The 24,349-nt window shown below is 69.8% G+C and carries 22 protein-coding genes; 9 read left to right on the forward strand and 13 right to left on the reverse strand.

Translation table 11 applies throughout. The features are described 5' to 3' along the window. The first annotated feature begins 1 nt into the window (after position 1). Entirely contained in the window at positions 2-181 is a 180-nt protein-coding gene (locus MVG78_RS09610) for a hypothetical protein (protein WP_247551007.1), read from the forward strand. Further along, on the forward strand, positions 178-3,465 hold the full coding sequence (locus MVG78_RS22040) for an efflux RND transporter periplasmic adaptor subunit (RefSeq protein ID WP_428480628.1): 3,288 nt from the start codon (positions 178-180) through the stop codon (positions 3,463-3,465). Before MVG78_RS09610 ends, MVG78_RS22040 begins: the two co-directional genes overlap by 4 nt. A gap of 76 nt (positions 3,466-3,541) precedes the next feature. Here MVG78_RS22040 and MVG78_RS09630 read toward each other — a convergent pair whose 3' ends face one another. The 5 genes from MVG78_RS09630 to MVG78_RS09650 form a co-directional block, all read right to left on the reverse strand. Then, positions 3,542-4,942 (reverse strand): NAD(P)H-dependent flavin oxidoreductase, encoded by a 1,401-nt coding sequence (locus tag MVG78_RS09630; RefSeq protein WP_247551009.1) that lies wholly within the window; start codon positions 4,940-4,942, stop codon positions 3,542-3,544. 223 nt (positions 4,943-5,165) lie between these two features. After that, positions 5,166-7,394, reverse strand: a complete 2,229-nt coding sequence (pnp, locus tag MVG78_RS09635) for a polyribonucleotide nucleotidyltransferase (protein WP_247551011.1) — start codon at positions 7,392-7,394, stop codon at positions 5,166-5,168. Positions 7,395-7,791: 397 nt separating this feature from the next. Further along, the gene (locus MVG78_RS09640) at positions 7,792-7,944 is read right to left on the reverse strand and encodes an entericidin A/B family lipoprotein (RefSeq protein WP_247551013.1); all 153 of its coding nucleotides are present in this window, start codon (positions 7,942-7,944) and stop codon (positions 7,792-7,794) included. A gap of 125 nt (positions 7,945-8,069) precedes the next feature. Beyond that, complete coding sequence (locus MVG78_RS09645) at positions 8,070-8,330, reverse strand: hypothetical protein (RefSeq protein WP_345892819.1); 261 nt, start codon at positions 8,328-8,330, stop codon at positions 8,070-8,072. Beyond that, on the reverse strand, positions 8,282-8,593 hold the full coding sequence (locus MVG78_RS09650) for a SixA phosphatase family protein (protein WP_247551016.1): 312 nt from the start codon (positions 8,591-8,593) through the stop codon (positions 8,282-8,284). The genes MVG78_RS09645 and MVG78_RS09650 overlap by 49 nt, the downstream gene beginning before the upstream one ends. A 318-nt stretch (positions 8,594-8,911) precedes the next feature. On the opposite strand from MVG78_RS09650, the gene MVG78_RS09655 reads away from it, so the two are divergent. From MVG78_RS09655 to MVG78_RS09680, 6 genes are read left to right on the forward strand one after another with little or no spacing between them, the layout of a single operon-like run. After that, entirely contained in the window at positions 8,912-10,258 is a 1,347-nt protein-coding gene (locus MVG78_RS09655; protein ID WP_247551018.1) for an ABC transporter substrate-binding protein, read from the forward strand. A gap of 43 nt (positions 10,259-10,301) precedes the next feature. After that, positions 10,302-11,210, forward strand: coding sequence for a carbohydrate ABC transporter permease (locus tag MVG78_RS09660; RefSeq protein ID WP_247551020.1), 909 nt, complete (start codon positions 10,302-10,304; stop codon positions 11,208-11,210). Positions 11,211-11,214: 4 nt separating this feature from the next. Continuing rightward, positions 11,215-12,036 (forward strand): carbohydrate ABC transporter permease, encoded by an 822-nt coding sequence (locus MVG78_RS09665; protein ID WP_247551022.1) that lies wholly within the window; start codon positions 11,215-11,217, stop codon positions 12,034-12,036. A 10-nt stretch (positions 12,037-12,046) separates the two neighbouring features. Continuing rightward, a complete protein-coding gene (locus MVG78_RS09670; protein ID WP_247551024.1) occupies positions 12,047-13,150 on the forward strand; it encodes an ABC transporter ATP-binding protein in 1,104 nt (367 codons plus the stop codon). 11 nt (positions 13,151-13,161) lie between these two features. Then, positions 13,162-14,616 carry a xylulokinase gene (gene xylB, locus MVG78_RS09675; RefSeq protein ID WP_247551026.1) on the forward strand — a complete coding sequence of 485 codons (1,455 nt, stop codon included), beginning with the start codon at positions 13,162-13,164 and terminating at the stop codon, positions 14,614-14,616. Positions 14,617-14,630: 14 nt separating this feature from the next. Continuing rightward, complete coding sequence (locus MVG78_RS09680) at positions 14,631-16,112, forward strand: mannitol dehydrogenase family protein (protein WP_247551028.1); 1,482 nt, start codon at positions 14,631-14,633, stop codon at positions 16,110-16,112. 43 nt (positions 16,113-16,155) lie between these two features. Here MVG78_RS09680 and MVG78_RS09685 read toward each other — a convergent pair whose 3' ends face one another. Beyond that, a complete protein-coding gene (locus MVG78_RS09685; RefSeq protein WP_247551030.1) occupies positions 16,156-17,442 on the reverse strand; it encodes an MFS transporter in 1,287 nt (428 codons plus the stop codon). Between the two features lie 257 nt (positions 17,443-17,699). Between MVG78_RS09685 and MVG78_RS09690 the strand changes: the two genes are divergently transcribed. After that, entirely contained in the window at positions 17,700-18,659 is a 960-nt protein-coding gene (locus MVG78_RS09690; RefSeq protein ID WP_247551032.1) for an L-idonate 5-dehydrogenase, read from the forward strand. Between the two features lie 228 nt (positions 18,660-18,887). Here the strand turns inward: MVG78_RS09690 and uxuA are convergent, their stop codons facing one another. From uxuA to pdeM, 7 genes are all read right to left on the reverse strand, one after another. After that, complete coding sequence (uxuA, locus tag MVG78_RS09695; protein ID WP_247551034.1) at positions 18,888-20,078, reverse strand: mannonate dehydratase; 1,191 nt, start codon at positions 20,076-20,078, stop codon at positions 18,888-18,890. Positions 20,079-20,105: 27 nt separating this feature from the next. After that, a complete protein-coding gene (locus MVG78_RS21525; protein WP_282615002.1) occupies positions 20,106-20,234 on the reverse strand; it encodes a hypothetical protein in 129 nt (42 codons plus the stop codon). Positions 20,235-20,276: 42 nt separating this feature from the next. Beyond that, positions 20,277-21,743: a mannitol dehydrogenase family protein gene (locus MVG78_RS09700; RefSeq protein ID WP_247551035.1), complete on the reverse strand. Its 1,467-nt coding sequence runs from the start codon at positions 21,741-21,743 to the stop codon at positions 20,277-20,279. After that, a complete protein-coding gene (locus tag MVG78_RS09705) occupies positions 21,740-22,453 on the reverse strand; it encodes a GntR family transcriptional regulator (RefSeq protein WP_247551036.1) in 714 nt (237 codons plus the stop codon). The genes MVG78_RS09700 and MVG78_RS09705 overlap by 4 nt, the downstream gene beginning before the upstream one ends. A 133-nt stretch (positions 22,454-22,586) precedes the next feature. Continuing rightward, positions 22,587-22,790 (reverse strand): hypothetical protein, encoded by a 204-nt coding sequence (locus tag MVG78_RS21725; protein WP_345892820.1) that lies wholly within the window; start codon positions 22,788-22,790, stop codon positions 22,587-22,589. Then, the gene (locus tag MVG78_RS09710) at positions 22,756-23,298 is read right to left on the reverse strand and encodes a metallophosphoesterase (RefSeq protein ID WP_345892821.1); all 543 of its coding nucleotides are present in this window, start codon (positions 23,296-23,298) and stop codon (positions 22,756-22,758) included. Before MVG78_RS09710 ends, MVG78_RS21725 begins: the two co-directional genes overlap by 35 nt. 133 nt (positions 23,299-23,431) lie before the next feature. Continuing rightward, on the reverse strand, positions 23,432-24,163 hold the full coding sequence (pdeM, locus tag MVG78_RS09715) for a ligase-associated DNA damage response endonuclease PdeM (protein WP_247551038.1): 732 nt from the start codon (positions 24,161-24,163) through the stop codon (positions 23,432-23,434). Positions 24,164-24,349 lie beyond the last annotated feature (186 nt).

The raw sequence follows: 24,349 nt of genomic DNA on the forward strand, positions 1-24,349 counted from the left end.
GGTGGAGCAGATCGAGAGCGCCTATGAGAGCGTCAGCCAGCGCCTGCTCGCCCAGATCGACGAACAGGAGCTGGAGCAGTGCCTCCGCGTGTTCCACAAGGTCGAACTGTCCCTGCGCGGCCCCGCCAATGGCCCGGTTGATGGCCCCGGCGGCGGTCCTGGCGGAGGGATGGAGGCATGAGCGCGGCGGAGGGCAGCGCCGGCACGGCGCGCAGCGACGTTACCGGCGCGGACAGCACGGCGGGCGGCATCCTGGCCGCCATGGGCCGCCGCTTCCGGCCGCGCATGCCCACATGGCTCGCGGGCTGGGGCCATGTGCTCCGCACCCTGCTGGCCTTCACCATCGCGCTCTATGCCGCCTATGCGCTGGAACTCGACAGCCCCTCCTCGGCCGGCATGACGGTGCTGATCGTGGCCAGCGCCTCGCGCGGCGCGGTGCTGTCCAAGAGCCTCTACCGCGTCCTCGGCACCCTGGCCGGGGCGCTGGCCTCCATCATCCTGGTGGCCTGGTTCGCCCAGGCGCCCTGGCTCTTCATCCTGGGCTTCGCCGTCTGGCTGGGGGTCTGTACCTTCGCCGCCTCGCTCCTGCGCTATTTCCGCAGCTATGGTGCCGTTCTGGCCGGCTATACCATCGCCCTGATCGCCCTGGCGGCGGTGCAGGACCCGGACAACATCTTCCATCTGGCGGCCGCCCGCCTCGCGGTCGTCACCCTCGGTGTCTCCGTCACGGCGGTGGTCTTCCTGGTCACCGACACCGGGCCGGACCGGGCGCAGGTCCGTGCCGGGATCATGCGCCTCGTGGCGGCGGTCGGCGCGGTCACGCGTCAGGCCATGGCGCAGGAGGATGTCGCGCTGGTGCGGGTGGCGCGCAGCAAGGTGGCCGAACAGCTCAGCGCCCTGGACCAGACGGTCGAGTTCGTCTCGGTCGAGGACAGCGGCTTCGGCCGCCATGCCGACGGCGTGCGGCTGGCCGTGGCGGAGCTCTTCGCCGTGCTGACGGCCGGGCAGCGCACCGGGCGGCTCCTGGCCGATCCGGAACTGGCCCGCGACCCCCGCGTGGCGGAGACCCGCGGGAGGATGATCGCGCTGCTGGAGCGGCTGGCCGCGCTGACGCCCGGCGCGCCCTTCGAGGAACTGCGGGACGACATCCGTGTGGCGCAGGACGGCACCTCGCAGGCCGCCGCGCAGTGCCGGGACCTGCCGGTGCTGGTGGCGCTGGAGCGGGCGGATGCGATGCTGCGGCAGCTCGTGCGGATCATGGACACCCTCGCGGCCCTTCGCGACGACCGTCCCCGCGCGCCGGCGCTGCGCCTGAAGATCTACGCCAACCCGGTCACGGCCCTGCGCAACGGCGGCCGCGCGGCGCTGGCGGTCTTTCTCGGGGGCGCCTTCTGGCTGATCAGCGGCTGGTCCTCGGGCGCCAACATCCTGACCATGATCGGGCCCATCTGCGCGCTCATGGCCACCACGGACAGTGCGGCGGCGGCCAGCGTCACCTTCTTCAAGGGGCTGGCCGTGGCCATCCCGGCCGGGCTGATCGTCGGCTACGCGTTGCTGCCGATGGCCAACAGCTTCGTCCTGCTGATGGTCTGCCTCCTGCCCTTCCTCACCATCGCCCTGCGGCTGAGCCAGAAGCCCCGGACCATGGGGCAGGCGACGGCTTTCCAGATCTTCTTCATGGCCACGATTTCCCCGGGCAACCCCATGAACTACCAGCTCGCCACGGCTCTCGACGGCGGCTTCGCCAATCTTATCGGCGGCTTCTGCGCTGTCCTGGCCTTCCGCATCCTGCTGCCGCCCGATCCTGTGGCGGAGGCCCGTGTCCTGCAGCGTTCCCTGGTGCGGGCGGTGCGCCGCCTGTCCGGCGGAAAGCTGATGCCCTGGCTGGTCTGGGAGCATCTGCAGCACCAGAAGCTGGTCCGCCTGTCGCGGCGGCTGGCGGCGGTGGCGCCGGCGCGGCGCGGCGATGCCATCAGCGATGGCGGCAGCGCGGTGCTGATCGGGCGGGCGCTGATCCGCGCCCGGCTGGTCGCCCTCCATCCGGAGATGCCGCCCGCCGGGGCCGCCATCGTGGCGCGGGCGGTGCGGGCCTTCGGGCGCATTGCCTCCGCGCCGGCCGAGGTCGCCGCCGAGGCGCGGCGGGCCTCCCTGGAACTGGCGGCGCTGGAAGGGGCGAATGCGGCGGTCTTCCATGCCGCCGCCATGTTCAGCGAGGCTGCCTCGATCCTGGAGGAACGCGCGCATTTCTTCCTGATCGGCCAGGACTGGCTGGCGGAGAGACCGCGCGGGGAAGGGGGGGCGGAGGGACGGGCGCCCCGGCCGCCTTGGCGAAGGGGGCGGCCTGATGCTCGCGGAAATCAATATCGGCGGCGTCTATCTGGCGCCGATCGTGATCGAGGGGCTGGTCGCCCTGGCGATCTTCGCCCTTTGCCGTTTCGTCCTGGGCCGCCTGGGCGTGCTGAGCCGCATCTGGCATCCGGCGCTATTCGAGGTCTGCCTGTTCCTGTCCATTGTCTCCCTGCTCGTGCTCCTCCGGTAGAGAAAATGAGATTCCTTCAATCCGCCTTCCGAGTCCTGATCACCCTTGTGGCGGTGGGCGTCGCCGGGGTCCTCGTGGTGATGCTGTGGCAATCCTACATGCTCTCCCCCTGGACCAGGGACGGACGCGTGCAGGTGCAGGTCGTGAACGTCGCCTCCGAGGTGGCGGGCACGGTCGTGGATGTCCCGGTGCGGGACAACCAGTTCGTCCACAAGAACGACGTGCTGTTCCAGGTCGATCCCACCCGTTTCCACCTCGCCGTGGCGCAGGCCCAGGCCGCGCTGGAAAGCGCGCAGAACCAGTTGAGCTTCGCCCAGTCCGAATCCCGGCGGCAGCAGCGGCTGACGGTCTATGCCTCGGAGGAGGCCAGGGAGAAGGCGGAGAACACCATGCGGGTGGCCCAGGCCTCGCTGGACCAGGCCCAGGTGGCGCTGGACGTGGCCAAGCTGAACCTCGCGCGGTCGACCGTGATTTCCCCGGTGAACGGCTATGTCACGCATCTGCGGCTGCGGGCGGGTGCCTATGTCAATGCGGGCGTCGCGCAGTTGGCCGTGGTGGATTCGGATTCCTTCTGGATCGAGGGGTATTTCGAGGAGACCAAGCTGCATGCGATCCGCCCCGGCGACCCCGCCCGGATCCGGCTGATGGGCTATGACACGCCCTTCGCGGGGCAGGTGGAGAGCATCGGGCGCGGCATCGCGGATGCCAACGACGCCACCAACAGCCGCGGCCTGCCGGCGGTGAACCCGGTCTTCACCTGGGTCCGGCTGGCGCAGCGCATCCCCGTCCGGGTGTCGTTCAAGGAGCTGCCGCCGGATGTGGTCCTGGTGGCGGGCATGACGGCCTCGATCGATATCGGGCCGGAAGGCGAACAGCGTTCCGGCCTGGGCGGCCGGATGCTGGAATGGGTGAGGGACAATATGTGACGCCCGCCCGCCGGAGGGCATGAAAAAGGGCTGTCCGCCGGTGGCGGACAGCCCTTTTCCGTGTCTGGTGCGCCGGTCAGCGGCCGGTGAGGATCCGCTCCACCAACTGCTTCACCGTCGGGATGAAGCCGTTGGAATAGAAGGGGTCCTGCCCGAAGCGATAGGCGTTGTGCCCCGAGAACATGAGATTGTGCTCCGGGTCGCCGCCATGGGCGATGTCCTGCAGCGTCTTCTGGATGCAGAAGCTGCGCGGGTCGGCCTTCTTGCCGTTGCTGAAATCCGGCTCGTGCTGCGACCAGTTGGAGAAGCGGCACTGCGACAGGCAGCCCATGCAGGCCACCTGATCGGCCAGGATCTGGCGGGATTCCTCGGGCGTCACGAAGACCAGCGTGTCGTCCGGGGTGCGCAGGGCCTCGGTGAAGCCCTCGCTCTCCCATTGCTGCACATGCTCCAGGTCGCCAGGCACGAGATAGACCGGGCGCTTGCGCGGGCCGACGCCGTAGCGGGCGGAGTGCTCCCCGATCGCCTCGGAGGTATAGGCCACCTGCCGGTGCGAGCGCCCCTCCAGGCCATGGAGGAAGTCGTTGCGGACGGCGGAGGAATAGAAGCCGGTCGGCGAGAAGTTCTGCAGCGACACGTCGCCGGGCTTCAGCGTCAGCAGGCGCTGCTTCCAGGCATCGGGGATCGGGCTTTCCTGCGTCACCAGCGGGCGGGTGCCGAACTGGAAGGCGATGGGGCCGAGCTCCGGATTGTCGATCCAGTCCTCCCATTCCTCCAGCCACCAGACGCCGCCGGCCATGATGATCGGCACGTCGCCCAGGCCGAACTGGCGCATCTGCTCGCGCAGCTTCAGCACGCGGGGGAAGGGGTCCTCCGGCCTGCGCGGGTCCTCGCTGTTGGACAGGCCGTTATGGCCGCCCGCCAGCCAGGGGTCCTCGTAGACCACGCCGCCCAGCCAGTCCTGGGCCTTGTGGTAGGCGCGCTTCCACAGGGCGCTGAAGGCGCGGGCGGAGGAGACGATCGGGTAGTAGTGGACGCGGTATTCCCGGGCGATCTCGCTGAGCTTGTAGGGCATGCCCGCGCCGCAGGTGACGCCGTGGACGAGGCCCTTGGCCCCCTCCAGCACGCCGCGCAGCACACGCTCCGCGCCGCCCATCTCCCACAGCACGTTGACATGGACGCGGCCCTGGCCGTTGGAGCGCTCATGCGCCTCCCGCGCCTGGGCGATGCCGCCGGCGATGCCGTACTGCACCAGTTCCTCATGTCTCTCGCGGCGGGTGGAGCCGTGATAGACCTGGGGGACGACATGGCCCTCGGCGTCATAGCTGTCGGCATTGACGCCGGAGAAGGTGCCCACGCCCCCGGCCTCGGCCCAGCCGCCGCAGGACGCACCATTGGTGGCGGAAACACCCTTTCCACCCTCGACGAGGGGGAGGACGTCCACGCCTCCCATGCGTATTGCGTTGATCGCCTTCACGGCAGGCTATCCTGAATTCCTGGAACGGGGACCCGATATGGACCGGGCGCCCTCCCGAATCGAGAGGAAATGCGACCGGCCTTCACCGTTTTGTAAGATTGCCGGGGGAAATCGCCATGCCGGGGCCGGCGGAGGGGGCAGTCCCCCTTCCGCGAACCCGTGCCGCGAGGCCCGGAATGGGGCCTGCCCTTCCCCTGGAGGCCGGGCAGGCCCTGCGACGGTCTCAGTCGCGGAAGTCGCCACGGTCGCGGCGCGGGCCACGGCCGCGGTCGCCCCGGTCCCCACGGTCGCGGCGGCCTTCGCCGCCTTCCTCGCCCTCGGGGCGGGGACGGCGGGCGCCGACCTGCTCGGTGATGTCCGCGCCGGTCGCCTGATCGACCACCCGCATGGACAGCTTCACCTTGCCGCGGTCGTCGAAGCCGATGACCTTGACCTTCACCTTGTCGCCCACATTGACGACGTCGGTGGTCTTGTTGACCCGGTCCTGCGCCAGCTCGGAGATGTGAACGAGGCCGTCCTTGGCGCCGAGGAAGTTCACGAAGGCGCCGAAATCGGCGGTCTTCACCACGGTGCCGTTGTAGATCGTGCCGATCTCGGCCTCGGCGGTGATGCCCTTGATGCGGTCGATCGCGGCCTGGGTCGCCTCGGGGCTGGACGAGGCGATCTTGATCGTCCCGTCATCCTCGATGTCGATCTTCGTGCCGGTCTGCTCGACGATCTCGCGGATCACCTTGCCGCCCGTGCCGATGACCTCACGGATCTTGTCCTTGGGCACGTTGATGATCGTGACCTTGGGGGCATTGGCCGAGACGTCGGTGCGGGCGCCGGACAGGCCCTTCGCCATCTCGCCCAGGATGTGGATGCGGCCGTCCTTGGCCTGCTCCAGGGCGGTCTTCATGATGTCGAAGGTGATGGACGTGATCTTGATGTCCATCTGCAGCGCGGTCACGCCCTGCTCCGTGCCGGCCACCTTGAAGTCCATGTCGCCGAGGTGATCCTCGTCGCCCAGGATGTCGGAGAGCACGGCGAAGCCGCGGTCCTCCTTAATCAGGCCCATGGCGATGCCGGCGCAGGGGCGCTTCAGCGGCACGCCGGCATCCATCAGCGACAGGGAGGTGCCGCAGACCGTGGCCATGGAGGAGGAGCCGTTCGATTCCGTGATCTCGGAGACCACGCGCATCGTGTACGGGAACTTGTCCTTCTCCGGCAGCAGCGGGTGGATGGCGCGCCAGGCGAGCTTGCCATGGCCGACCTCGCGCCGGCCCGGGGAGCCCATGCGGCCCGTCTCGTTCACCGAGTAGGGCGGGAAGTTGTAGTGCAGCAGGAAGTTCTCGCGGTACTCGCCGGCGAGCTGGTCGATGATCTGCTCGTCCTGCCCGGTGCCCAGCGTCGCCACGGCGAGGGCCTGGGTCTCGCCACGGGTGAAGAGGGCGGAGCCATGGGCGCGCGGCAGCACGCCGACCTCGGCCATGATCGGGCGCACGGTCCTGGTGTCGCGGCCGTCGATGCGCAGGCCGGTGTCGAGGATGGCGTTGCGGACGACATCCGCCTCCAGCTCCTTCAGCAGGCCCTTGGCGGCGCCCACGTCCAGGCCCTCGGCCTCCAGCGCGGCCAGCACGGCCTGCTTGACCTCGCCGACCTTGCCCTGGCGGACGAGCTTCTGCGTCTCCTTGTAGGCCTCGGCCATCTTGTCGCGGCCCAGCTCGGCGATGCGGGCCTTGAGGGCCGTCAGGCTCTCATCGGCCTCGGCCAGCGGCCAGGGCTCCTTGGCGGCGTGCTCGGCCAGCTCGATGATGCCCTGGATCACGGGCTGGAAGCTCTTGTGGCCGAACTCCACGGCGCCGAGCATGACCTCCTCGGTCAGCTCCTGCGCCTCGGATTCCACCATCAGCACGCCCTCGGCGGTGCCGGCGACCACGAGGTCGAGCTGCGAGCGCTTGCGCTCCTCCAGCGTCGGGTTCAGCACGTACTGGCCGTCGATATAGCCGACGCGGGCGCCGCCGACCGGGCCGAAGAAGGGGATGCCGGACAGCGTCAGGGCGGCGGAGCAGCCGATCATGGAGACGATGTCGGGGTCGTTCTCCATGTCATGCGACAGCACGGTCGCGATGACCTGGACCTCGTTGCGGAAGCCCTCGGGGAAGAGGGGGCGGATCGGGCGGTCGATGAGGCGCGAGATCAGCGTCTCGCTCTCGGAGGGCCGGCCCTCGCGCTTGAAGAAGCCGCCGGGGATCTTGCCCGCGGCGAAGGCCTTCTCCTGGTAGTTCACGGTCAGCGGGAAGAAGTCCTGCCCCGGCTTGACCGAACGGCTACCGACCGCCGTGCAGAGCACGATGGTATCGCCCAGGCGGGCCATCACGGCGCCATCGGCCTGGCGGGCGACCTTGCCCGTCTCCAGCGTCAGGGTCTTGCCGCCCCAGGCGATGTCCTTGCGGTAGTAGTTGTCGAACATGCGGTCGTCCTAATGCGCCCCGCCGCCGGGCCTGATGGCCGGCGGGCAGGGCTGTGGATGCGACGCGGGACGGTGCGGCTGGGACGGTCGGCAGCCCGGGAATTCGGGTGCCCGGCGTCTCGGGCGGCATGGAAGGCCGCGATAGTGGGGCGGCGGGGAACCATGTGGCCGGAAACGCCGCGGCGCGGCTCGTCCATATGCACCACCGCGTGCGCGGAAGTGGGGAGCGGCCGGAAGCCGCACCCTTGAGCCGGGCTATATGCCTTCGTCCGGTGCGGATTGCCAGTCCCAATGTCTGAGGGGTTGCGATGGCGGGCGGGGCATCCGGCCCCCACCCGGCCGGGGCTTCCCGCCGGACCGGCACCGCCAGTCCGGCGGGAAGCCTGCGGCAGGCGGCCTACGGCTTGGCGCGATCGGCGCCACGGGTGACGGCATTGCCGACCGCCGAGACATCCTCGCCGGCGCCCGACACGGTGTTGCAGGCGCTGAGCAGGGTGGCGGACCCGAGCAGCAGGCAGGCGGTCACGAAGGCCGCGACGGTTCTGGACATGATGCGAAACTCCTCTGAACGACGGAATCGGAACAAGGAGCCGCGGGGGCTGAAGCCCTCCGGCGCGATCAGCAACATTTCGGGCGCCGCCGGGTTTCACGCTGCTTCCGGCCGCGGGGCCGGGATCAGTCCATCAGGTCGGCGGGGGTCACGAATCGCACAAGGCGGCCACCACCGGCGGAGAGCCGGTCCCAGGGCCCCTCCACCGTGAATTCGGTCAGGGCGGCGGTGGGATAGCCCTCGGCGATCCGGCGCGCGTCTTGCCGCGAATCCTCCAGCGCCAAGCGGCCGAGGAGCTTCAGGGCGAGCTCGTGCATCCCGGGATTGTGCCCGATCATCAGCAGGCAGCGCGTCTCCTCCGGGACGAGGTGGATGGCTTCCAGCATCGTATCGGGCGTGGCGAGATAGAGGCTGTCCGTGGCCTCGATCCTGGGCTGGCCCGGGAGGGGGAGAGCGTCTCCAGCGTCTGCAGCGTGCGGCGGGCGGAGGAGACCAGCACCAGGTCGGGCGCCAGTTGCAGCTTGTGGAAAAGCTGGGCGACGGCGGCCGCGGCTTTCCTGCCGCGGCTGTTCAGCGGCCGGGCATGGTCGGAAAGCGCCGGGTCGTCCCAGGAGGACTTCGCGTGGCGGAGCAGCAGAAGCCGTCGCATGGATGTGAGAATGCCATGTCCCGGATGCGATGTCGCCCCCCTGCCGGCGCTTCTCTTGCCGCCCGGGCCTCGCCCGTCCCGCAGCCCCGTGGCACCAGGACCCGGCGGTTTTTGCAATGCAGCGGCAGTTTTCGCGGTAGCAGCGAGGGGCGGCGCAATAACATATGCCTGATCTGTGAATGCCGCGCCGGACCAGTCCGGTGCATGGATCGTGCTGCAACTTGACGGGAAATGATGGAGGTGGGACGAATTCTGCCGCGCCAGGGCACCGTTCTTGGACGTCCATGAACAGCACAAGAAAATGTGAGGATGAGACCGATGGCCTCCATGCGTCCACGCGGCGGGATCACGGTGCCGGTCGCGGCCTTTTCGCTGGCCACGCTCGCGGGCCTGGCCTTCGGGGGCACGGCCCTGGCCCAGACCACGCTGACCATCGCCACGGTCAACAACGGCGACATGGTGGTGATGCAGCGGCTTTCCGCGAAGTTCGAGCAGCAGCACCCCGACATCAAGCTGCGCTGGGTGGTGCTGGAGGAGAACGTGCTGCGCCAGCGCGTGACCACCGACATCGCGACCAAGGCCGGCCAGTTCGACATCATGACCATCGGCAACTACGAGGTGCCGATCTGGGCCAAGCAGGGCTGGCTGGAGCCGATGGAGAACCTGCCGGCCAGCTATGACGTCGATGACCTGCTGAAGCCGGTCCGCGAGGGCCTCACCTACGAGAACAAGCTCTACGCGCTGCCTTTCTATGGCGAGAGCGCCATGACCTATTACCGCAAGGACCTGTTCCAGAAGGCCGGCATCACCATGCCGGAGCAGCCGACCTATGACCAGGTGAAGGAGGCGGCGGCCAAGATCACCGACAAGCCGAACCAGGTCTTCGGCATCTGCCTGCGCGGCAAGCCGGGCTGGGGCGAGAACATGGCCTATGTCACCTCGCTGGTGACGACCTTCGGCGGCCAGTGGTTCGACATGAACTGGAAGACCACGATCGACACGCCGGAATGGCACAAGGCCATCACCTATTATGGCGACGTGCTGAAGAATTACGGCCCGCCGGGCGCTACCTCGAACGGCTTCAACGAGAACCTCGCCCTGACGGCGGGTGGGCGCTGTGGCATGTGGATCGATTCCACCGTGGCGGCCGGCCTGCTCTACGACACGAAGCAGTCGCAGGTGGCCGACAAGATCGCCTTCGCCCCGATCCCGGTGGGCGACTTCAAGGGTGGCCCGACCTGGCTCTGGAGCTGGAACCTGGGCATCCCCGCTTCCTCGAAGCAGAAGGAGGCGGCGAAGACCTTTACCACCTGGGCGACCTCGAAGGAGTACATCCAGCTCGTCGCGCAGGAGAATGGCTGGGTCGCCGTTCCGCCCGGCACGCGCCGCTCCACCTATGAGAACCCGGACTACCAGAAGGCCGCGCCCTTCGCCTCCTTCGTGCTGAAGGCGATCGAGACCGCGAACCCGAACGGCAGCACGAAGAACCCACGCCCCTATACCGGTGCGCAGTTCGTGGCGATCCCGGAATTCCAGGGCATCGGCACGCAGGTGGGGCAGACGGTGGCGGCCACGCTGACGGGGCAGATGAGTGTCGATGCGGCGCTGAAGGCGGCGCAGTCGGCCACCGACCGCACCATGCGCCAGGCTGGCTACGGGCGTTGATGCTCCTGTCCCCGACATCCTGACACCGCCGCCGGGAGACTGCATGTCCGCCATCTCCGCCCAGCAAGGCGCGGCCAGGGAGCCGGCGAAGCGCCGGCGCTCCGGCACGCTGCCGCTGATCGCCCCCTCGGTCGGCGTCCTGCTTCTCTGGATGATCGTCCCGCTGGCGATGACGATCTGGTTTTCCTTCCAGCGCTACAACCTGCTGAACCCGGCGATGACGGGCTTCGCGGGGCTGGAGAATTACGCGTTCCTCGTCACCGATCCGGATTTCTGGGCCTCGCTGGTCAACACGCTGGTGCTGGTCGGCTCGGTGCTGGTGATCACGGTGGGGCTCGGCACGCTTCTCGCGGTGCTGTTCGACAAGGACTTCCCCGGGCGCGGTGTGGCGCGGCTGCTGGCCATCGCGCCCTTCTTCGTCATGCCGACCGTGAGCGCGCTGATCTGGAAGAACCTGATGATGCACCCGATCTACGGCGTGCTGGCCGCCGTCTGGCGCGGGCTGGGGCTGACGCCGGTGGACTGGTTCGCCCAGTTCCCCATGCTCTCCATCATCATCATCGTGTCCTGGCAGTGGCAGCCCTTCGCCCTGCTGATCCTGCTCACCGCCATCCAGTCGCTGGACCATGAGCAGAAGGAGGCGGCGCGGATGGACGGGGCGGGGCCCTTCGCGCAGTTCTTCTACATCACGCTCCCGCATCTCGGCCGCGCCATCAGCGTGGTCATCATGATCGAGACGATCTTCCTGCTGACCGTCTTCGCCGAGATCTTCGTCACCACCTCCGGCGGGCCGGGCAACGCCACCACCAACCTCGCCTTCCTGATCTATGCGCGGGCGCTGCTGCAGTTCGATGTCGGCGGCGGGTCGGCGGGCGGCATGGTGGCGATCCTGCTGGCCAATATCGTGGCCTTCTTCCTGGTGCGCAGCATCGCGCGACGGCTGGAGATCTGACGCCATGCGCGACAGCACGACGCAGCGGGTCCTGACCGCCCTCCTGGGCTGGGCCGTGGCGCTGGCCATGTTCTTCCCGATCTTCTGGATGGTTCTGACCAGCTTCAAGACCGAGGTGGCGGCCATCGCCACTCCGCCGCAGATCGTCTTCCAGCCGGTGCTGGAAAGCTATGCCGAGGTGCGGGACCGGGCGGACTATGTGCATTTCGCCCTGAACAGCGTGATCATCTCCTTCGGCGGCACCCTCCTGGCGCTGGCCTTCGCCATCCCGGCCGCCTATGCCATGGCCTTCCACCCGACGAAGCGCACGCGCGGCACGCTGCTCTGGATGCTGTCCACCAAGATGCTGCCGCCGGTGGGCGTGCTGGTGCCGATCTACCTGCTCTTCCGCACCTTCGGCCTGCTGGACAGCCGCACCGGGCTCATCGTCATCTATGCGCTGATGAACCTGCCCATCGTGGTCTGGATGCTCTTCACCTTCTTCAAGGAGGTGCCGGGCGAGATCCTGGAGGCGGGGCGGATGGACGGGGCGAAGACCTGGGCGGAGTTCCGCTATCTGCTGCTGCCGCTCAGCCTGCCGGGCATCGCCTCCACGGGCCTGCTCTCGCTGATCCTCTGCTGGAACGAGGCCTTCTGGAGCCTGAACCTCACCACCTCCGAGGCGGCGCCGCTCACCACCTTCATCGCCTCCTTCTCCTCGCCGCAGGGGCTGTTCTTCGCCAAGCTCTCGGCCGCCTCCACCATCGCGGTGGCGCCGATCCTCATCTTCGGCTGGCTCAGCCAGCGCCAGCTCGTCCGCGGCCTGACCTTCGGCGCGGTGAAGTAGGAGAACCCGCATGGCCACATTGACCCTGCGCGACATCCGCAAGAGCTATGCCGATGTCGAGGCGATCAAGGGCATCGACCTCGATGTGCTGGACCGCGAGTTCGTGGTCTTCGTCGGCCCTTCGGGCTGCGGCAAGTCCACCCTGCTGCGCATGATCGCGGGGCTGGAGGAGATCACCTCCGGCGACCTGCTGATCGACGGGCGGCGGGTGAACGACCTCGGCCCGGCCGATCGTGGACTGGCCATGGTGTTCCAATCCTACGCGCTCTATCCGCACATGACGGTGCGGGACAATATGGGCTTCGCCCTGAAGATGGCCGGCACGCCGAAGGCGGAGCGCGACCGCAAGGTGGGCGAGGCCGCGCGCATCCTGCAACTGGAGCCCTATCTCGACCGGCGGCCCAAGGCCCTGTCCGGTGGGCAGCGGCAGCGCGTGGCGATCGGCCGCGCCATCGTGCGCAACCCCAAGATCTTCCTGTTCGACGAACCCCTCTCCAACCTCGATGCCGCCCTGCGCGGGCAGATGCGGATCGAGCTGGCCCGGCTGCACGAGGAGCTGAAGGCCACGATGATCTATGTCACCCACGACCAGATCGAGGCCATGACCATGGCCGACAAGATCGTGGTGCTGCAGGCCGGGCGGGTGGAGCAGGTCGGCTCGCCGCTGGAGCTCTACCACCATCCGAGGAACCTCTTCGTGGCGGGCTTCATCGGCTCGCCCCGCATGAACATGCTGCCCGCGCGCGTCACCGGGGCGGAGGGCGGCGGCGTCACGGTGCAACTGGAATTCGGCCCGCAGATCTCCGTACCGGTGCAGGCGGGGACGGTGCGCCCGGGCGAGGCGGTGACCGTCGGCATCCGCCCCGAGGGGCTGCGGCCCGATCCGGCCGGCCCCTTGCAGGGGGAGGTGCTGCTGGCCGAGCGCCTGGGCGGGCTGACGCTGCTGCATCTGCGCCTCTCGCCGGACCAGGTGGCGATCGTGCAGCTCGACGGCGGGGATGCCACGCGGCCGCACGAGGTGCTGCGGCTTTCCGTCGATCCGCGCCTCTGCCATGTCTTCGACGAGCGGGGCGCGGCCCTGCCGCATCTCGAAACGCACCATCTCGCGGCCTGAGGAGTCCCGGCATGTATCTCGGCCTGGATTTCGGCACCTCCTCGGTCAAGGCCCTGCTGGTGGACGGGGCGCAGCGCGTGCTGGCCAGCGCCAGCAGCCCGCTCGCCGTTTCCCGCCCCGCGCCGGGGCATAGCGAGCAGGACCCGGCGGACTGGTGGCGGGCCATGCTCGATGCCGTGGCCGCCCTGCGCGCGCGGGAGCCCGCGGCCTTCGCCGCCCTGCGCGGCATCGGCCTGTCGGGGCAGATGCACGGCGCCGTGCTGCTGGATGCGGCGGGGGAGGTGCTGCGGCCCTGCATCCTGTGGAACGACACCCGCTCCACCGCCGAATGCCGCGAGATGGAGGCGCGCTTCCCCGCCTTGCAGGCGGTGGCGGGCAACCTCGCCATGCCGGGCTTCACCGCGCCGAAGCTGCTCTGGGTGCGGAAGCACGAGCCCGGGGTCTTCGCCCGCACGGCCCGGGTGCTGCTGCCCAAGGCCTGGGTGCGCTATCGCCTGACCGGCGAGTTCATCGAGGACATGTCGGACGCTTCCGGCACGCTCTGGCTGGATGTCGGGCGGCGCGACTGGTCCGACGCCGCGCTGGCCGCCACGGGCCTGTCGCGGGATTCCATGCCCCGCCTGGTGGAGGGCAGCGCGCCGGGCGGGATGCTGCGGCCGGAGCTGCGGCGCGAATGGGGCCTGTCCGGCCCGGTCGTGGTGGCGGGCAGCGCCGGCGACAATGCGGCGGGCGCGGTCGGGCTGGGGGCGATCCATCCGGGCGACGCCTTCGTCTCGCTCGGCACCTCCGGCGTGCTCTGGGCGACCACGGACCGCTACGCACCCTATCCCAGGGCGGCGGTGCATGCCTTCTGCCACGCCCTGCCGGGGCTCTGGCACCAGATGGGGGTGACGCTCTCGGCGGCCTCCTGCCTCGGCTGGTGGGCGAAGGTGGCAGGGAAGGGGGAGGCGGAGCTCCTGGCCGAGCTGCCCGCGATCCGCCAGCCGTCGGATGCCGTCTTCCTGCCCTATCTCTCCGGCGAGCGCACGCCGCACAATGACGGCGCCATCCGCGGCGCCTTCGCCGGCCTGTCCATGGACACGGACCGCGCGGCGCTGACCCAGGCGGTGCTGGAGGGCGTGGCCTTCTCCTTCCGCGACGGGCTCGATGCGCTCGCCGCCTCCGGCACGGTGATCCGGGAGGCCGATGTGATCGGTGGCGGCTCCCGCTCCCGCGCCTGGATCGGCATCATCGCCTCGGTGCTCGGCATCCCGCTGCATGTGCTGGCGGAGGGCGAGTATGGCGGCGCCTTCGGGGGGGCGCGCCTCGCGCGGCTGGCGGTGACGGGCGAGGACCCGGCCGCCGTCTGCACCCCGCCGGAGCGGCTGGAGACGGTGCACCCCGATCCGGATCTGGCCGGGGCCTATGCCGCCCCGCTGCGCCGCTACCGCGCCCTTTATCCGGCGATCGCCGGTTCCTTTTCCTGATCTGAGGTCTTCCCATGAGCGCCATTCCGCTCAACCGCGCCAACCTGGCGAAGCTGCGCCCGCCCATCCAGGTTCCCGCCTATGATCCCGCGACGGTGACACCGGGCATCGTGCATCTCGGCCTGGGCGGCTTCCACCGCGCGCACATGGCCCGCTACACGCACGAGCTGATGGAGCGTGACCCGGGGGCGCGGGAATGGGGCATCGCCGGGGCCGGCATCCAGCCCGCCGACAAGCGGATGCGGGAAAGCCTGGGGCCGCAGGACTGGCTCTACACGCTGGTGGAGCGCGAGGGGGAGCAGGAGACGGTCGCGGTCATCGGCGCGCTGACCGAGATGATCTATGCGGGCGAGGATTCCACCGGGGTGCTGGCCCGCATCGCCGATCCGCGCATCCGCATCGTCAGCCTGACGGTGACGGAGAACGGCTATTGCCTGAACCGCGCCACCAAACGGCTGGACACGGAGCACCGGCTGATCCGGCAGGACCTGGCCACGCCGGAACGCCCCGCCAGCGCGATCGGCATCATCGTGGAGGGCTTCCGCCGCCGGAAGGAGGCCGGGCTGCCCGCCTTCACCGCGCTGAGCTGCGACAACATCCAGCACAATGGCGAGGTGCTGCGCGATGCGGTGCTGACCCTGGCGGGGCTGCGCGACAAGGTGCTGGCGGCCTGGATCGAGGCCGAAGCCAGTTTCCCCAGCACCATGGTGGACCGCATCACCCCCGTGACCACCGAGGCGCAGGTGCGGGAGCTGGCGGAGAAGCACGGCCTCGCCGACAACTGGCCGGTCTTCGCCGAGCCCTTCTCGCAATGGGTGATCGAGGACCGCTTCCCGCTCGGCCGCCCGGAATGGGAGGCGGTGGGGGCGCAGTTCGTCGGGGATGTCGCGCCCTATGAGTTCATGAAGCTGCGGCTGCTGAACGCCAGCCATCTCGCCATGTCGGGGCCGGGGCGGCTCGCGGGCTATACCTATATCGACGAGACCATGGCGAACCCGCTCTTCCGCCGCTACATGGCCGCGCTGATGGACCGGGAAACGGAGCCGACCCTGGCGCCCGTGCCGGGGATCGACCTCGCGGACTACAAGGCCACGCTGATCCGCCGCTTCGCCAACACCGCGATCAAGGACACGGTGGAGCGGGTCAACACCGACGCGCCGCTGAACGTGCTGGTCGATCCGATCCGCGACCGGCTGAAGATGGGCGGGGGTGTGGACCTGCTGGCCATCGCCCTCGCCGCCTGGATGCGGCGCGTGCGCGGGGAGGATGAGCAGGGGCAGGCGATCGAGGTGAAGCACCCGCTGGCCGGCCTGTTGCGGGAGAAGGCCATCGAGGGTGGGCCGGACCCGGTGCCGCTGCTCTCGATCGGGCAGCTTTTCGGTGAGCTGGGGCAGGATGAGCGCCTGGTCGCGGCGCTGCGGAAGTGGCTGGGCTCCTTCTATGCGGTGGGGAGCCTGAAGACGCTGGAACGGGCGGCGGCCGAGCTGGAATTCTGACAGGGGCTCCCGGGAAAGGCACGCCTTTCCCGGGAGTGGGAGCTCAGCCGAGCGTGGCCCGGCCTTGCGCCACCGCGGCCGTCTCGCGCGGGGTGCGCACCAGCAGCGTCACCGCGATCACGCCCAGCACGGCGATGGAGCCGGCCAGCACGAAGGCGCTGGTGAAGGAGCCGGTGGACTGCACGATGAAGCCGGTGACCGCCGGGCCAATGATGCCCGCGATATTCGCCAGCCCGTGCACGAAGCCGCCGGTGGCGCCGACATATTCGCGCGGCACGGCATCCTGCACGATGGTCCAGTAGGTGCTGCCGGTCAGATAGAGGGCGCAGATGGTGATCGCGGTCAGCGTCACCGCGCCCGTCACCGTCGTCATCGTGCCCGCCACCATGATCGCCACGGCTGCGATGCCCAGGCAGACCACCAGCACGATCTTGCGGGAGAACAGCGCGTTGCCCGTGCGGCGGTAGATCACGTCGGTCAGGAAGCCGCCGCCGATCAGCCCGATGCAGCCCAGGATCCAGGGGATCACCGTGACCAGGCTCATGTCGTGCAGGCTGAGGCCGCGCGCCATGGTCAGGTAGCTGGGGAACCAGGTCAGGAAGAAGTACAGGATGTAGTTGTAGCCGAAGAAGGCGAAGGCGGTCGCCAGTACCGCCGGCTTGCGGAGCTGCGAGCCCAGGCCGGGCGGCGAGACATGGGAGGGCAGGGCATCCGGCTGGTCCCCGGCGATCTCGCGCCGCTCTTCCTCGGTGACCCGCGGGTCGCCTTCCGGCGAGTTGCTCATCAGGGTCAGCCAGAAGGCCAGCCAGACCAGGCCGATGGCCGCCACCACGAAGAAGGAGACGCGCCAGCCGAAATGCAGCACGGTGAAGCCCACCAGCGGCCCGGCGATGGCGCCGCCCAGCGGTGTGCCGCCATTGGCGATGCCGATCGCGGTGCCGGCCTCCCGCCGGGGGAACCAGTTGCTGACCATCTTGTTGGCGCTGGCGGAGAAGGGGCCCTCACCGATGCCGAAGCCGATGCGGATCAGCAGCATGGAGACGAAGCCGGCGGCGAGCCCGGTCAGGCCGCAGAAGACCGACCAGACAGCCATGGAGAGGGAGAAGACCCGGTAGGGGCCCGCCTTGTCCGAGATCAGGCCACCAATGAAGTTGAAGATGGCGTAGCCGAAGAAGAAGCTGCTGAAGACCAGTCCCATTTCCGACGGGCTGAGCCCCAGATCGCCCGAGACGGCGGGTGCCGCGATCGAGAGGGCGCTGCGGTCCATGTAATTGATGATGCCTGCCAGAAAGAGCAGGAAGACAGCCAGGTGGCGGCGCTTCTTCCACATGGGTGAAGGGTCCCTTTTCGCGTTCCTCTCGGAGGCGGGGCGCGGGGAGGGGACCTGGCCCCGGGCAGGGCGGCGGCGTTTCCTCATCCGGGCATACCCTTGCCGGGCTCCACCTCGTCATTGCCGGTGACAGTGCATTCTACCATGGTAGAATGTCAACGAAGATAGGGAGGTTGCCATGCGAAGTTGCGTGCTGCATGCGGCGGAGGATCTGCGGATCGAGGAACGGCCCCTGCCCGGGCTGGGGGGCAAACGAGGTGCGCCTGCGGGTGCGTGCCGGGGGGATCTGCGGGTCCGACCTGCACTACTTCTTCCATGGGCGGGTCGGCGATTTCGTGATCCGGGAGCCGCTGGTGCCCGGGCATGAATTCGCGGGCGAGGTGGCCGAGACCGGCCGTGCCGTCACGCGGGTGAAGGCGGGCGACCGGGTCTGCGTGAACCCGTCCCGCACCTGCGGCCGCTGCCCGCGCTGCCGCGAGGGACGGCCCAACCTGTGCGAGAACGTCTTCTTCATGGGCAGCGCCAGCAAGTTCCCGCACATGCATGGCGGCTTCACCGAATATGTCTCGGTGGATGAGGGGCAGTGCTTCCCGGTCTCGGGCGACCTGCCCTTCGCCGAGATGGCCTTCGCCGAGCCGCTCTCGGTCGCCCTCCATGCCGCGCTGCGTGGCGGCAACCTGATGGGGCACAAGGTGCTGGTCACGGGCGCCGGGCCGATCGGGCAGCTCGTGCTGCTGGCGGCGAGGCGGGGCGGCGCGGCGCATCTGGCCATCACCGACATGATCGACGAACCGCTCGCGGTGGCCCGCCGGATCGGGGCGGACGAGGTGTTCAACGTCGCGGGCGGCACGGGCGAGCTGGAGGAGGCCGCGAAGCGCCTCGGCGGCTATGACGTGGTCTTCGAGGCTTCCGGTGCTTCCCCGGCGCTCAATGCCGGGCTGATGGCGGTGCGGGCTGGAGGCATCGTGGTGCAGGTCGGCTCCCTGCCTGGCGGCCAGACACCGGTGATGGCCAACCGCATCATGGCGCGGGAGATCGACCTGCGCGGCGCCTTCCGCTTCGGCGATGTCTTCGGCGATGCCGTGACCTGCCTGGAGAAGCGCCAGATCGACATCCGCCCGATCCTCACGGCCAAACTGCCGATGGACCGGGCCAGCGAGGCCTTTCACGCGGCGCGCGACCGGGCGAAGAACCTGAAGGTCGTGATCGAGTTCTGATGGGAGCGTCGCGCTCTGTGGCCAGCCCCGGGCGGAGGCCCCGACTCCCATGGCTCCCCTCCGCCGGAGAGCATGGCTTTCCGGCGTGGTCGCAGGTCAGCAGGAGCCAACGAACGGGAGGTCCAGGAACCTCAGGTTCCTGACGGACAAGGGGGCCGGGGGAAAAGGCGGAGCCTTGTTCCCCGGGGACGGAGCGGTGCCGGAAGTGAAGCGCCGCCCCTGCCAGGGTCAGTGTAGCCCGCCCTTGCGGAAGGCTTCGACGGTCCGCATCACGCCGCGGAGTTCCGCCAGGCCCTTGAGGCGGCCGATGCAGGAATAGCCGGGGTTCACCGTCTTGCCGATATCGTCCACCAGCAGGTGGCCGTGATCGGGGCGCATCGGGATCACCGCATCGGCGCGGCCCTCGGCGGCGCGGCGGTCCTCCTCCTTCATCAGCGCGGCCACGACGCGCACCATGTCGGTGTTTCCGTCGAGGTGGTCGGCCTCGTAGAAGGAGCCGTCCGGCTCGATCGTCACGTTGCGCAGATGCGCGAAGTGCACGCGCGGCCCGAACTCCTCGGCCATCGCGACCATGTCGTTGTCGCGGTTGCTGCCGAAGGCGCCGGTGCAGAGCGTCAGCCCGTTGGCCTGTTCCGGCACGGCGTCAAGCAGGGTGCGCGCGTCATCGGCGGTGGACATGACACGCGGCATGCCGAAGATCGGGAAGGACGGGTCGTCGGGGTGGATGCAGAGCCGCGCGCCTTCCTCGGCCGCGACCGGGGCGATCTCGCGCACGAACTCGATCAGGTGCCGCTGCACGCCCTCGCGCCCGATATCCTTGTAGACGTCGAGCATCTTCTGGAAGCCGGCGCGGTCATAGACGAATTCGCGGGCCGGCAGCCAGTCGATCATCAGCTTCTCCAGCTTGTCGATCTCGCCTTCCGACATCGTCCGGAAGCGGGCCTCGGCGGCCTTGCGGCGGGCTTCCGGATGGTCGGCCTCGGCACCCGGGCGCTTCAGCACGAAGAGGTCATAGACCGCGATATCCGTCCAGTCGAAGCGTAGCGCGTAGCCGCCGTTCGGCAGGCGCCATTCCAGGTCGGTGCGCGTCCAGTCGGTGATGGCCATGAAGTTGTAGCAGATGGTCTTCACCCCCGCCCGGGCCACGGCGCGGATGGAATCCTTGTACTGTCCGATGCGGGTGCGGAAGTCGCCCGTGCGGGTCTTGATGTCCTCGTGCACCGCGATGCTCTCGACCACCTCCCAGGTGAGGCCGGACTTCTCGATCATCGCCTTGCGCTTCAGCACCTCTTCCCCGGGCCAAGCGCGGCCCTGGTTGATGTGGTGCAGCGCGCTGACCACGCCGGTCGCGCCGGCCTGCCGCACATGTTCCAGGGTCACGCCATCGTCGGGGCCGAACCAGCGCCAGGTCTGCAGCATCTCTCACACTCCTGCTTGGGAAAGGGGTCAGGCCCGCCCGGTGTGGCGCACTGCGGTTTCGGGCAGGGCGGCCGTGCAGGCCGGGGTGGGGGGCTGCGCCACCGCTTCGGCTTCAATCCCGGCGGGAAGGGAATCCGCCATGGTGCTCTGGGACATGTTGCTTTTCCCTGTTGTCCTGGACGTTCCTGCCTGGGGCCGCTAGGCGGCGAGCGTCTTCCGCACGCCCTGCTCCAGCAGCGCGCGCAGCGCCTCCCGGACCGTGGTGCGGAAGCCTTCATGCTCAGCCACCTCGGCGGGGAAGATCTCGTGGATCGCGAAAAGCGCCTCCGACAGCGCCGTGGCGTCGCGGCCGGCCGCCTTCGCGCTGGCGGCGAGGCGCGCGCCCATCGGATCATTGATGCCATGCAGGCCGCCGCGCTCGTCGGTGCCGAGGAGGAAGGCCATCCAGCCCGCGACCGCGGTTGCGATGGCCCGTGGCACCGCACCTTCCCGCAGCCGTGCGAGGGCCGGGCCGAGCAGGCGCTGCGGCAGCTTCTGCGACCCGTCCATGGCGATCTGCAACAGCCGGTGCCGGATCGCCGGGTTGCGGAAGCGCTCCGCGAGTTGCGCCGTATAGGCGAGGAGATCGACCCCCGGCACGGGCGGCAGGGTCGGGATCAAGTCCTCCCGCCAGAGCTGGGGGAGGAACCCTGCCAGGGCGGGTTCGGCCATGGCGTCGGAGACGGTTTCCAGCCCCGCCAGCGCGCCGAGATAGGCGAGGCTGGAATGCGCGCCGTTCAGGCAGCGCAGCTTCATCAGCTCATAGGCATGGACATCGCCGACCAGCAGCGCCCCGGCCTCCTCCCAGCGTGGGCGCGGGCCAGCGAAACGGTCCTCGATCACCCATTGGGTGAAGGGTTCCGCCACCACCGGCCAGGCATCCTCGTAGCCCAGCGCGGCGATCGCGGCGCGGTCCTCGTCGCGCGTGGCCGGCACGATCCGGTCCACCATGGTTGAGGGGAAGGTGACATGCTCCCGGGCCCAGGCGGCGAGGCCGGGATCGCGCCGTTCGGCGAATTCCGCGACGATGCGCGACACCGTCTCGCCGTTCCGCGGCAGGTTGTCGCAGCACAGGATGGTGCAGGCGGGCGCCCCGGCGGCACGGCGGCGGCGCAGCGCCTCCACCAGCAGGCCGGGCGCGCTGCGCGGGAAGGCCCCGCTGGCGAGGTCGTGGCGGATGTCCGGATGCGCCGCATCCAGCCCGCCATCCCCGGCCCGGCCATAGGCTTTCTCGGTGACGGTGAGGCTGATGATGCGCGTGGCCGGGTCGGTCAGCTGCGCCATGGCCCGTTCCGGCGTCTCCGGCACGGTCAGCACCTCGGCCACGCTGCCGACGATCCGCGCGGCATCGCCGCCGGGGCCACGCTCCAGCACGGTGTAGAGCCCGTCCTGCGGCGCCAGCGCCTCGCGCACCGCGGGGGAGCGCAGGCTCATGCCGGAAATGCCCCAGCCCCTCTCGCCCGCCGCCAGGCGGTCGTCCGTGTAGACGGCCTGGTGTGCGCGGTGGAAGGCGCCGAGGCCGAGATGGACGATGCCGATGCGGATGGCGGCGGGGTCATAGGCCGGGCGGCGGATGCCGGCGCCGAGTCGCGGCAGGAGGCCGCGTGAAAGCCGCGGCGGGCTCATGGCTGTTCCACCGTCTCGAAATAGTCGGGCATGCGCTGCACGATGCGGGGCAGGGAGGAGAGGATCTCGGAGAGATGCAGCCGGATCGCCTCCTCCGCCGCATCCGGGTCGCGCCGCGCGATGGCGGCCACGATGGCGCGGTGCTGGGCGATCAGCACGCGGGCGGGCGTCGCATCGGTCGGGATGCTGAGATAGCGGACCCGGTCCATCTGCAGCTTGACATCGGCCAGGGTGGTCCAGGCGCTCTGCTGCCCCATCGCCTCGGCGAAGCTCAGATGCAGCGCGTCGTCGAACTGCAGGAAGGCGCGGTGGTCCTCGGCGCGGATTGCCGCTTCCTGATCGTCGATCAGGCGGTGCATGGCGGTGATGGCGGCCTCGTCGGCCTCCAGCGCGGCCTGCCGCACCACGGCGCGCTCCACCGCATCGCGCACGAAGCGGCCGCCGGCGACACGGGACAGGGAGATGCGGGACACGGTGGTGCCGCGCTGCGGCAGGATGCGCACCAGCCCGCCTTCCGCCAAGCGGATCAGCGCCTCCCGCACCGGCTGGCGGCTGACGCCCAGGAGGCTGGCGAGGTCGCTCTCGGAGAGGCTCTGGCCGGGCGGGAGCTGGTTGGTGATGATCTTGTCGCGCAGCAGGGCGACGACCTGCTGGCCGACCGGACCGCCGCCGGGCATGGGCTGGAGCGGTTTCAGGACCTCGGCGAGCATGTTTCTCCCTCCGGCTGACGTTCTTGTATTCTACCATACAAGAAAGATCGCCGAACGGGAAGGAGCTTCATGGGGCGGAAGCGCCGGGGCTGCCCGGCGCGCCGCTACGGCGCTGGAAGGGGGCGGGTGGCGGCTACCAGGGCAGGTCCACCCAGGACAGGTGCCCGCCCTTGCCGGCCCCCGTATCCATGAAGACCGCGGCCCCGCCCTGGGCCCCGATATGGGTCAGGGGACGGCCATCGGAGGAGCGGACCTCATGCCCGCAATAGATGGTGAAACCCTGCGGGATGCGGTCCACCCAGTCATGCAGCCGTTCCGGGAAGCCGTCCGGGCGCATGCGGCTGGTCACCTGGCCGAACAGGGCGCGCGGCACCAGCCCCTCGGGGCGGCTGGCCCCGGCCTCGGGGGAGGGGCAGGTGCAGCATGCGCGGGTGGAAGCCCGCATGCACGAAGACCCGCTGGTCGATCCGCAGCCAGGCCGGAGCGCGCGCCACCTCCGTCATGATGCGGTCGCGCAGGATGTTCCGGTCGGGGGCCTGCTCGATCTGCTGCAGGGTGTTGCCGAGGCCGTTGGCGTCGATATGCAGCCGCGCGCCGCTGAGGGCGCGGCGCAGCTTGTGGTCGTGGTTGCCCAGCAGGAAGAGCCCCGCCCGGGCATCCAGCAGGGCGAAGGTCTGCCGCAGCACCTCGGGGGCATCCGGCCCGCCATCGGTCAGATCGCCCAACTGGATGATGAAGAGCCGTTCGGCCCGCGCGCCCTCCACGGCCGCCACATAGGCCGCGGCATCGCCATGCACGTCGCCGATCACGCGCAGCCCCTCGAACTGGGAGCGGATATCCGTCATTCCGCCCATCCCGGGCCGGGCCGGTCCGGCTGCCGCTGGTCTCCTCCCCACGCGGTCCGCGGCCGTGAGGGCGCGGGGGAGCGAGGGGGAGACGGAGGCGGCGGGCGCCTGGAGCTCTGGGGACTGCTTCGCATCATGGCGCTGATATGAGGCGCTTTTCCGGCGGCGCCACCCGTTCCGCCGCGCCACGCGGCGGGATCGGCATGCTGAACAGCCGGTCGCGCCCCAGCAGGAAGGCCCGGCCGCCGCGCGGAAACAGCCCGGCAAGGGCCGGGGCGCGCAGGTCCAGCCCGCCGGTATAGGCCCCGAAGGAGGGCAGGATGATCCGGCGCGGATCGGTCACGAAGCAGGGCCGCGTCACGCCGCCCGCCCGGGTGGGCATGGTGGCCTTGGGGTGGAAATGCCCGCTGAACTCCACGGGCCCGGTGCGGGGCAGGGCCGGATCGGCCTGGTGGCGGAACAGGAACGGGCCTTCCGCCCAGCTTTCGTGTGCCTCGCCCGGCAGCCCTTCCGGCGGCACCGGATCGTGGTTGCCAAGGACCCAGACCACCTCCAGCCCGTCCAGCGCCCGCAGCAGCAGCGCGAGTTCCGAGGCCGGAAGGCGCGCCGAGCCCTCCGCGTCGTGAAAGGAATCGCCGAGCAGCACGATGCGCCGCGGGCTGTGCCGCCGCAGGGCGGAAGTCAGGCGCATCAGCGTTTCGCGCGTGTCGTAGGGCGGCACGAGACAGCCGCGCCGGGCGAAGTGGCTGCCCTTTTCCAGGTGCAGGTCGGCCACGGCCAGCAGGCGGCGCGCCGGCCAGGCCAGCACGCCCTGGGGGTCCAGCAGCAGGCGCTCGCCGGCCAGATGCAGGGGGGCCGGGATCATGCGGTCCCTCCGCTTCCCGCCACATCGCCACTGTCCCGCCGGACGGCATGTTCGGTGTCTGTCCCATGGGCCACCGGAGGGCAACGCCGCCGGGGGGCATTCGTCACAGCCCGCCGGGCCTCGCTCCACGCGATCCTGCCCCGCCATGGCGGCGGCGTCACGGCCGGGCCTGTCCAGCCCCGGCAC

The organism is Roseomonas gilardii subsp. gilardii, assembly GCF_023078375.1.
GTDB lineage: Bacteria > Pseudomonadota > Alphaproteobacteria > Acetobacterales > Acetobacteraceae > Roseomonas > Roseomonas gilardii.

Coding starts and splice junctions, on each gene's coding strand:
- MVG78_RS22040 (WP_428480628.1), top strand. CDS start 178: ATGAGCGCGGCGGAGGGCAGCGCCGGCACGGCGCGCAGCGACGTTACC.
- pnp (WP_247551011.1), bottom strand. CDS start 7,394: ATGTTCGACAACTACTACCGCAAGGACATCGCCTGGGGCGGCAAGACC.
- MVG78_RS09640 (WP_247551013.1), bottom strand. CDS start 7,944: ATGTCCAGAACCGTCGCGGCCTTCGTGACCGCCTGCCTGCTGCTCGGG.
- MVG78_RS09645 (WP_345892819.1), bottom strand. CDS start 8,330: ATGCTGGAAGCCATCCACCTCGTCCCGGAGGAGACGCGCTGCCTGCTG.
- MVG78_RS09650 (WP_247551016.1), bottom strand. CDS start 8,593: ATGCGACGGCTTCTGCTGCTCCGCCACGCGAAGTCCTCCTGGGACGAC.
- MVG78_RS09655 (WP_247551018.1), top strand. CDS start 8,912: ATGGCCTCCATGCGTCCACGCGGCGGGATCACGGTGCCGGTCGCGGCC.
- MVG78_RS09660 (WP_247551020.1), top strand. CDS start 10,302: ATGTCCGCCATCTCCGCCCAGCAAGGCGCGGCCAGGGAGCCGGCGAAG.
- MVG78_RS09665 (WP_247551022.1), top strand. CDS start 11,215: ATGCGCGACAGCACGACGCAGCGGGTCCTGACCGCCCTCCTGGGCTGG.
- MVG78_RS09670 (WP_247551024.1), top strand. CDS start 12,047: ATGGCCACATTGACCCTGCGCGACATCCGCAAGAGCTATGCCGATGTC.
- xylB (WP_247551026.1), top strand. CDS start 13,162: ATGTATCTCGGCCTGGATTTCGGCACCTCCTCGGTCAAGGCCCTGCTG.
- MVG78_RS09680 (WP_247551028.1), top strand. CDS start 14,631: ATGAGCGCCATTCCGCTCAACCGCGCCAACCTGGCGAAGCTGCGCCCG.
- MVG78_RS09685 (WP_247551030.1), bottom strand. CDS start 17,442: ATGTGGAAGAAGCGCCGCCACCTGGCTGTCTTCCTGCTCTTTCTGGCA.
- uxuA (WP_247551034.1), bottom strand. CDS start 20,078: ATGCTGCAGACCTGGCGCTGGTTCGGCCCCGACGATGGCGTGACCCTG.
- MVG78_RS21525 (WP_282615002.1), bottom strand. CDS start 20,234: ATGTCCCAGAGCACCATGGCGGATTCCCTTCCCGCCGGGATTGAAGCC.
- MVG78_RS09700 (WP_247551035.1), bottom strand. CDS start 21,743: ATGAGCCCGCCGCGGCTTTCACGCGGCCTCCTGCCGCGACTCGGCGCC.
- MVG78_RS09705 (WP_247551036.1), bottom strand. CDS start 22,453: ATGCTCGCCGAGGTCCTGAAACCGCTCCAGCCCATGCCCGGCGGCGGT.
- MVG78_RS21725 (WP_345892820.1), bottom strand. CDS start 22,790: ATGCGCCCGGACGGCTTCCCGGAACGGCTGCATGACTGGGTGGACCGC.
- MVG78_RS09710 (WP_345892821.1), bottom strand. CDS start 23,298: ATGACGGATATCCGCTCCCAGTTCGAGGGGCTGCGCGTGATCGGCGAC.
- pdeM (WP_247551038.1), bottom strand. CDS start 24,163: ATGATCCCGGCCCCCCTGCATCTGGCCGGCGAGCGCCTGCTGCTGGAC.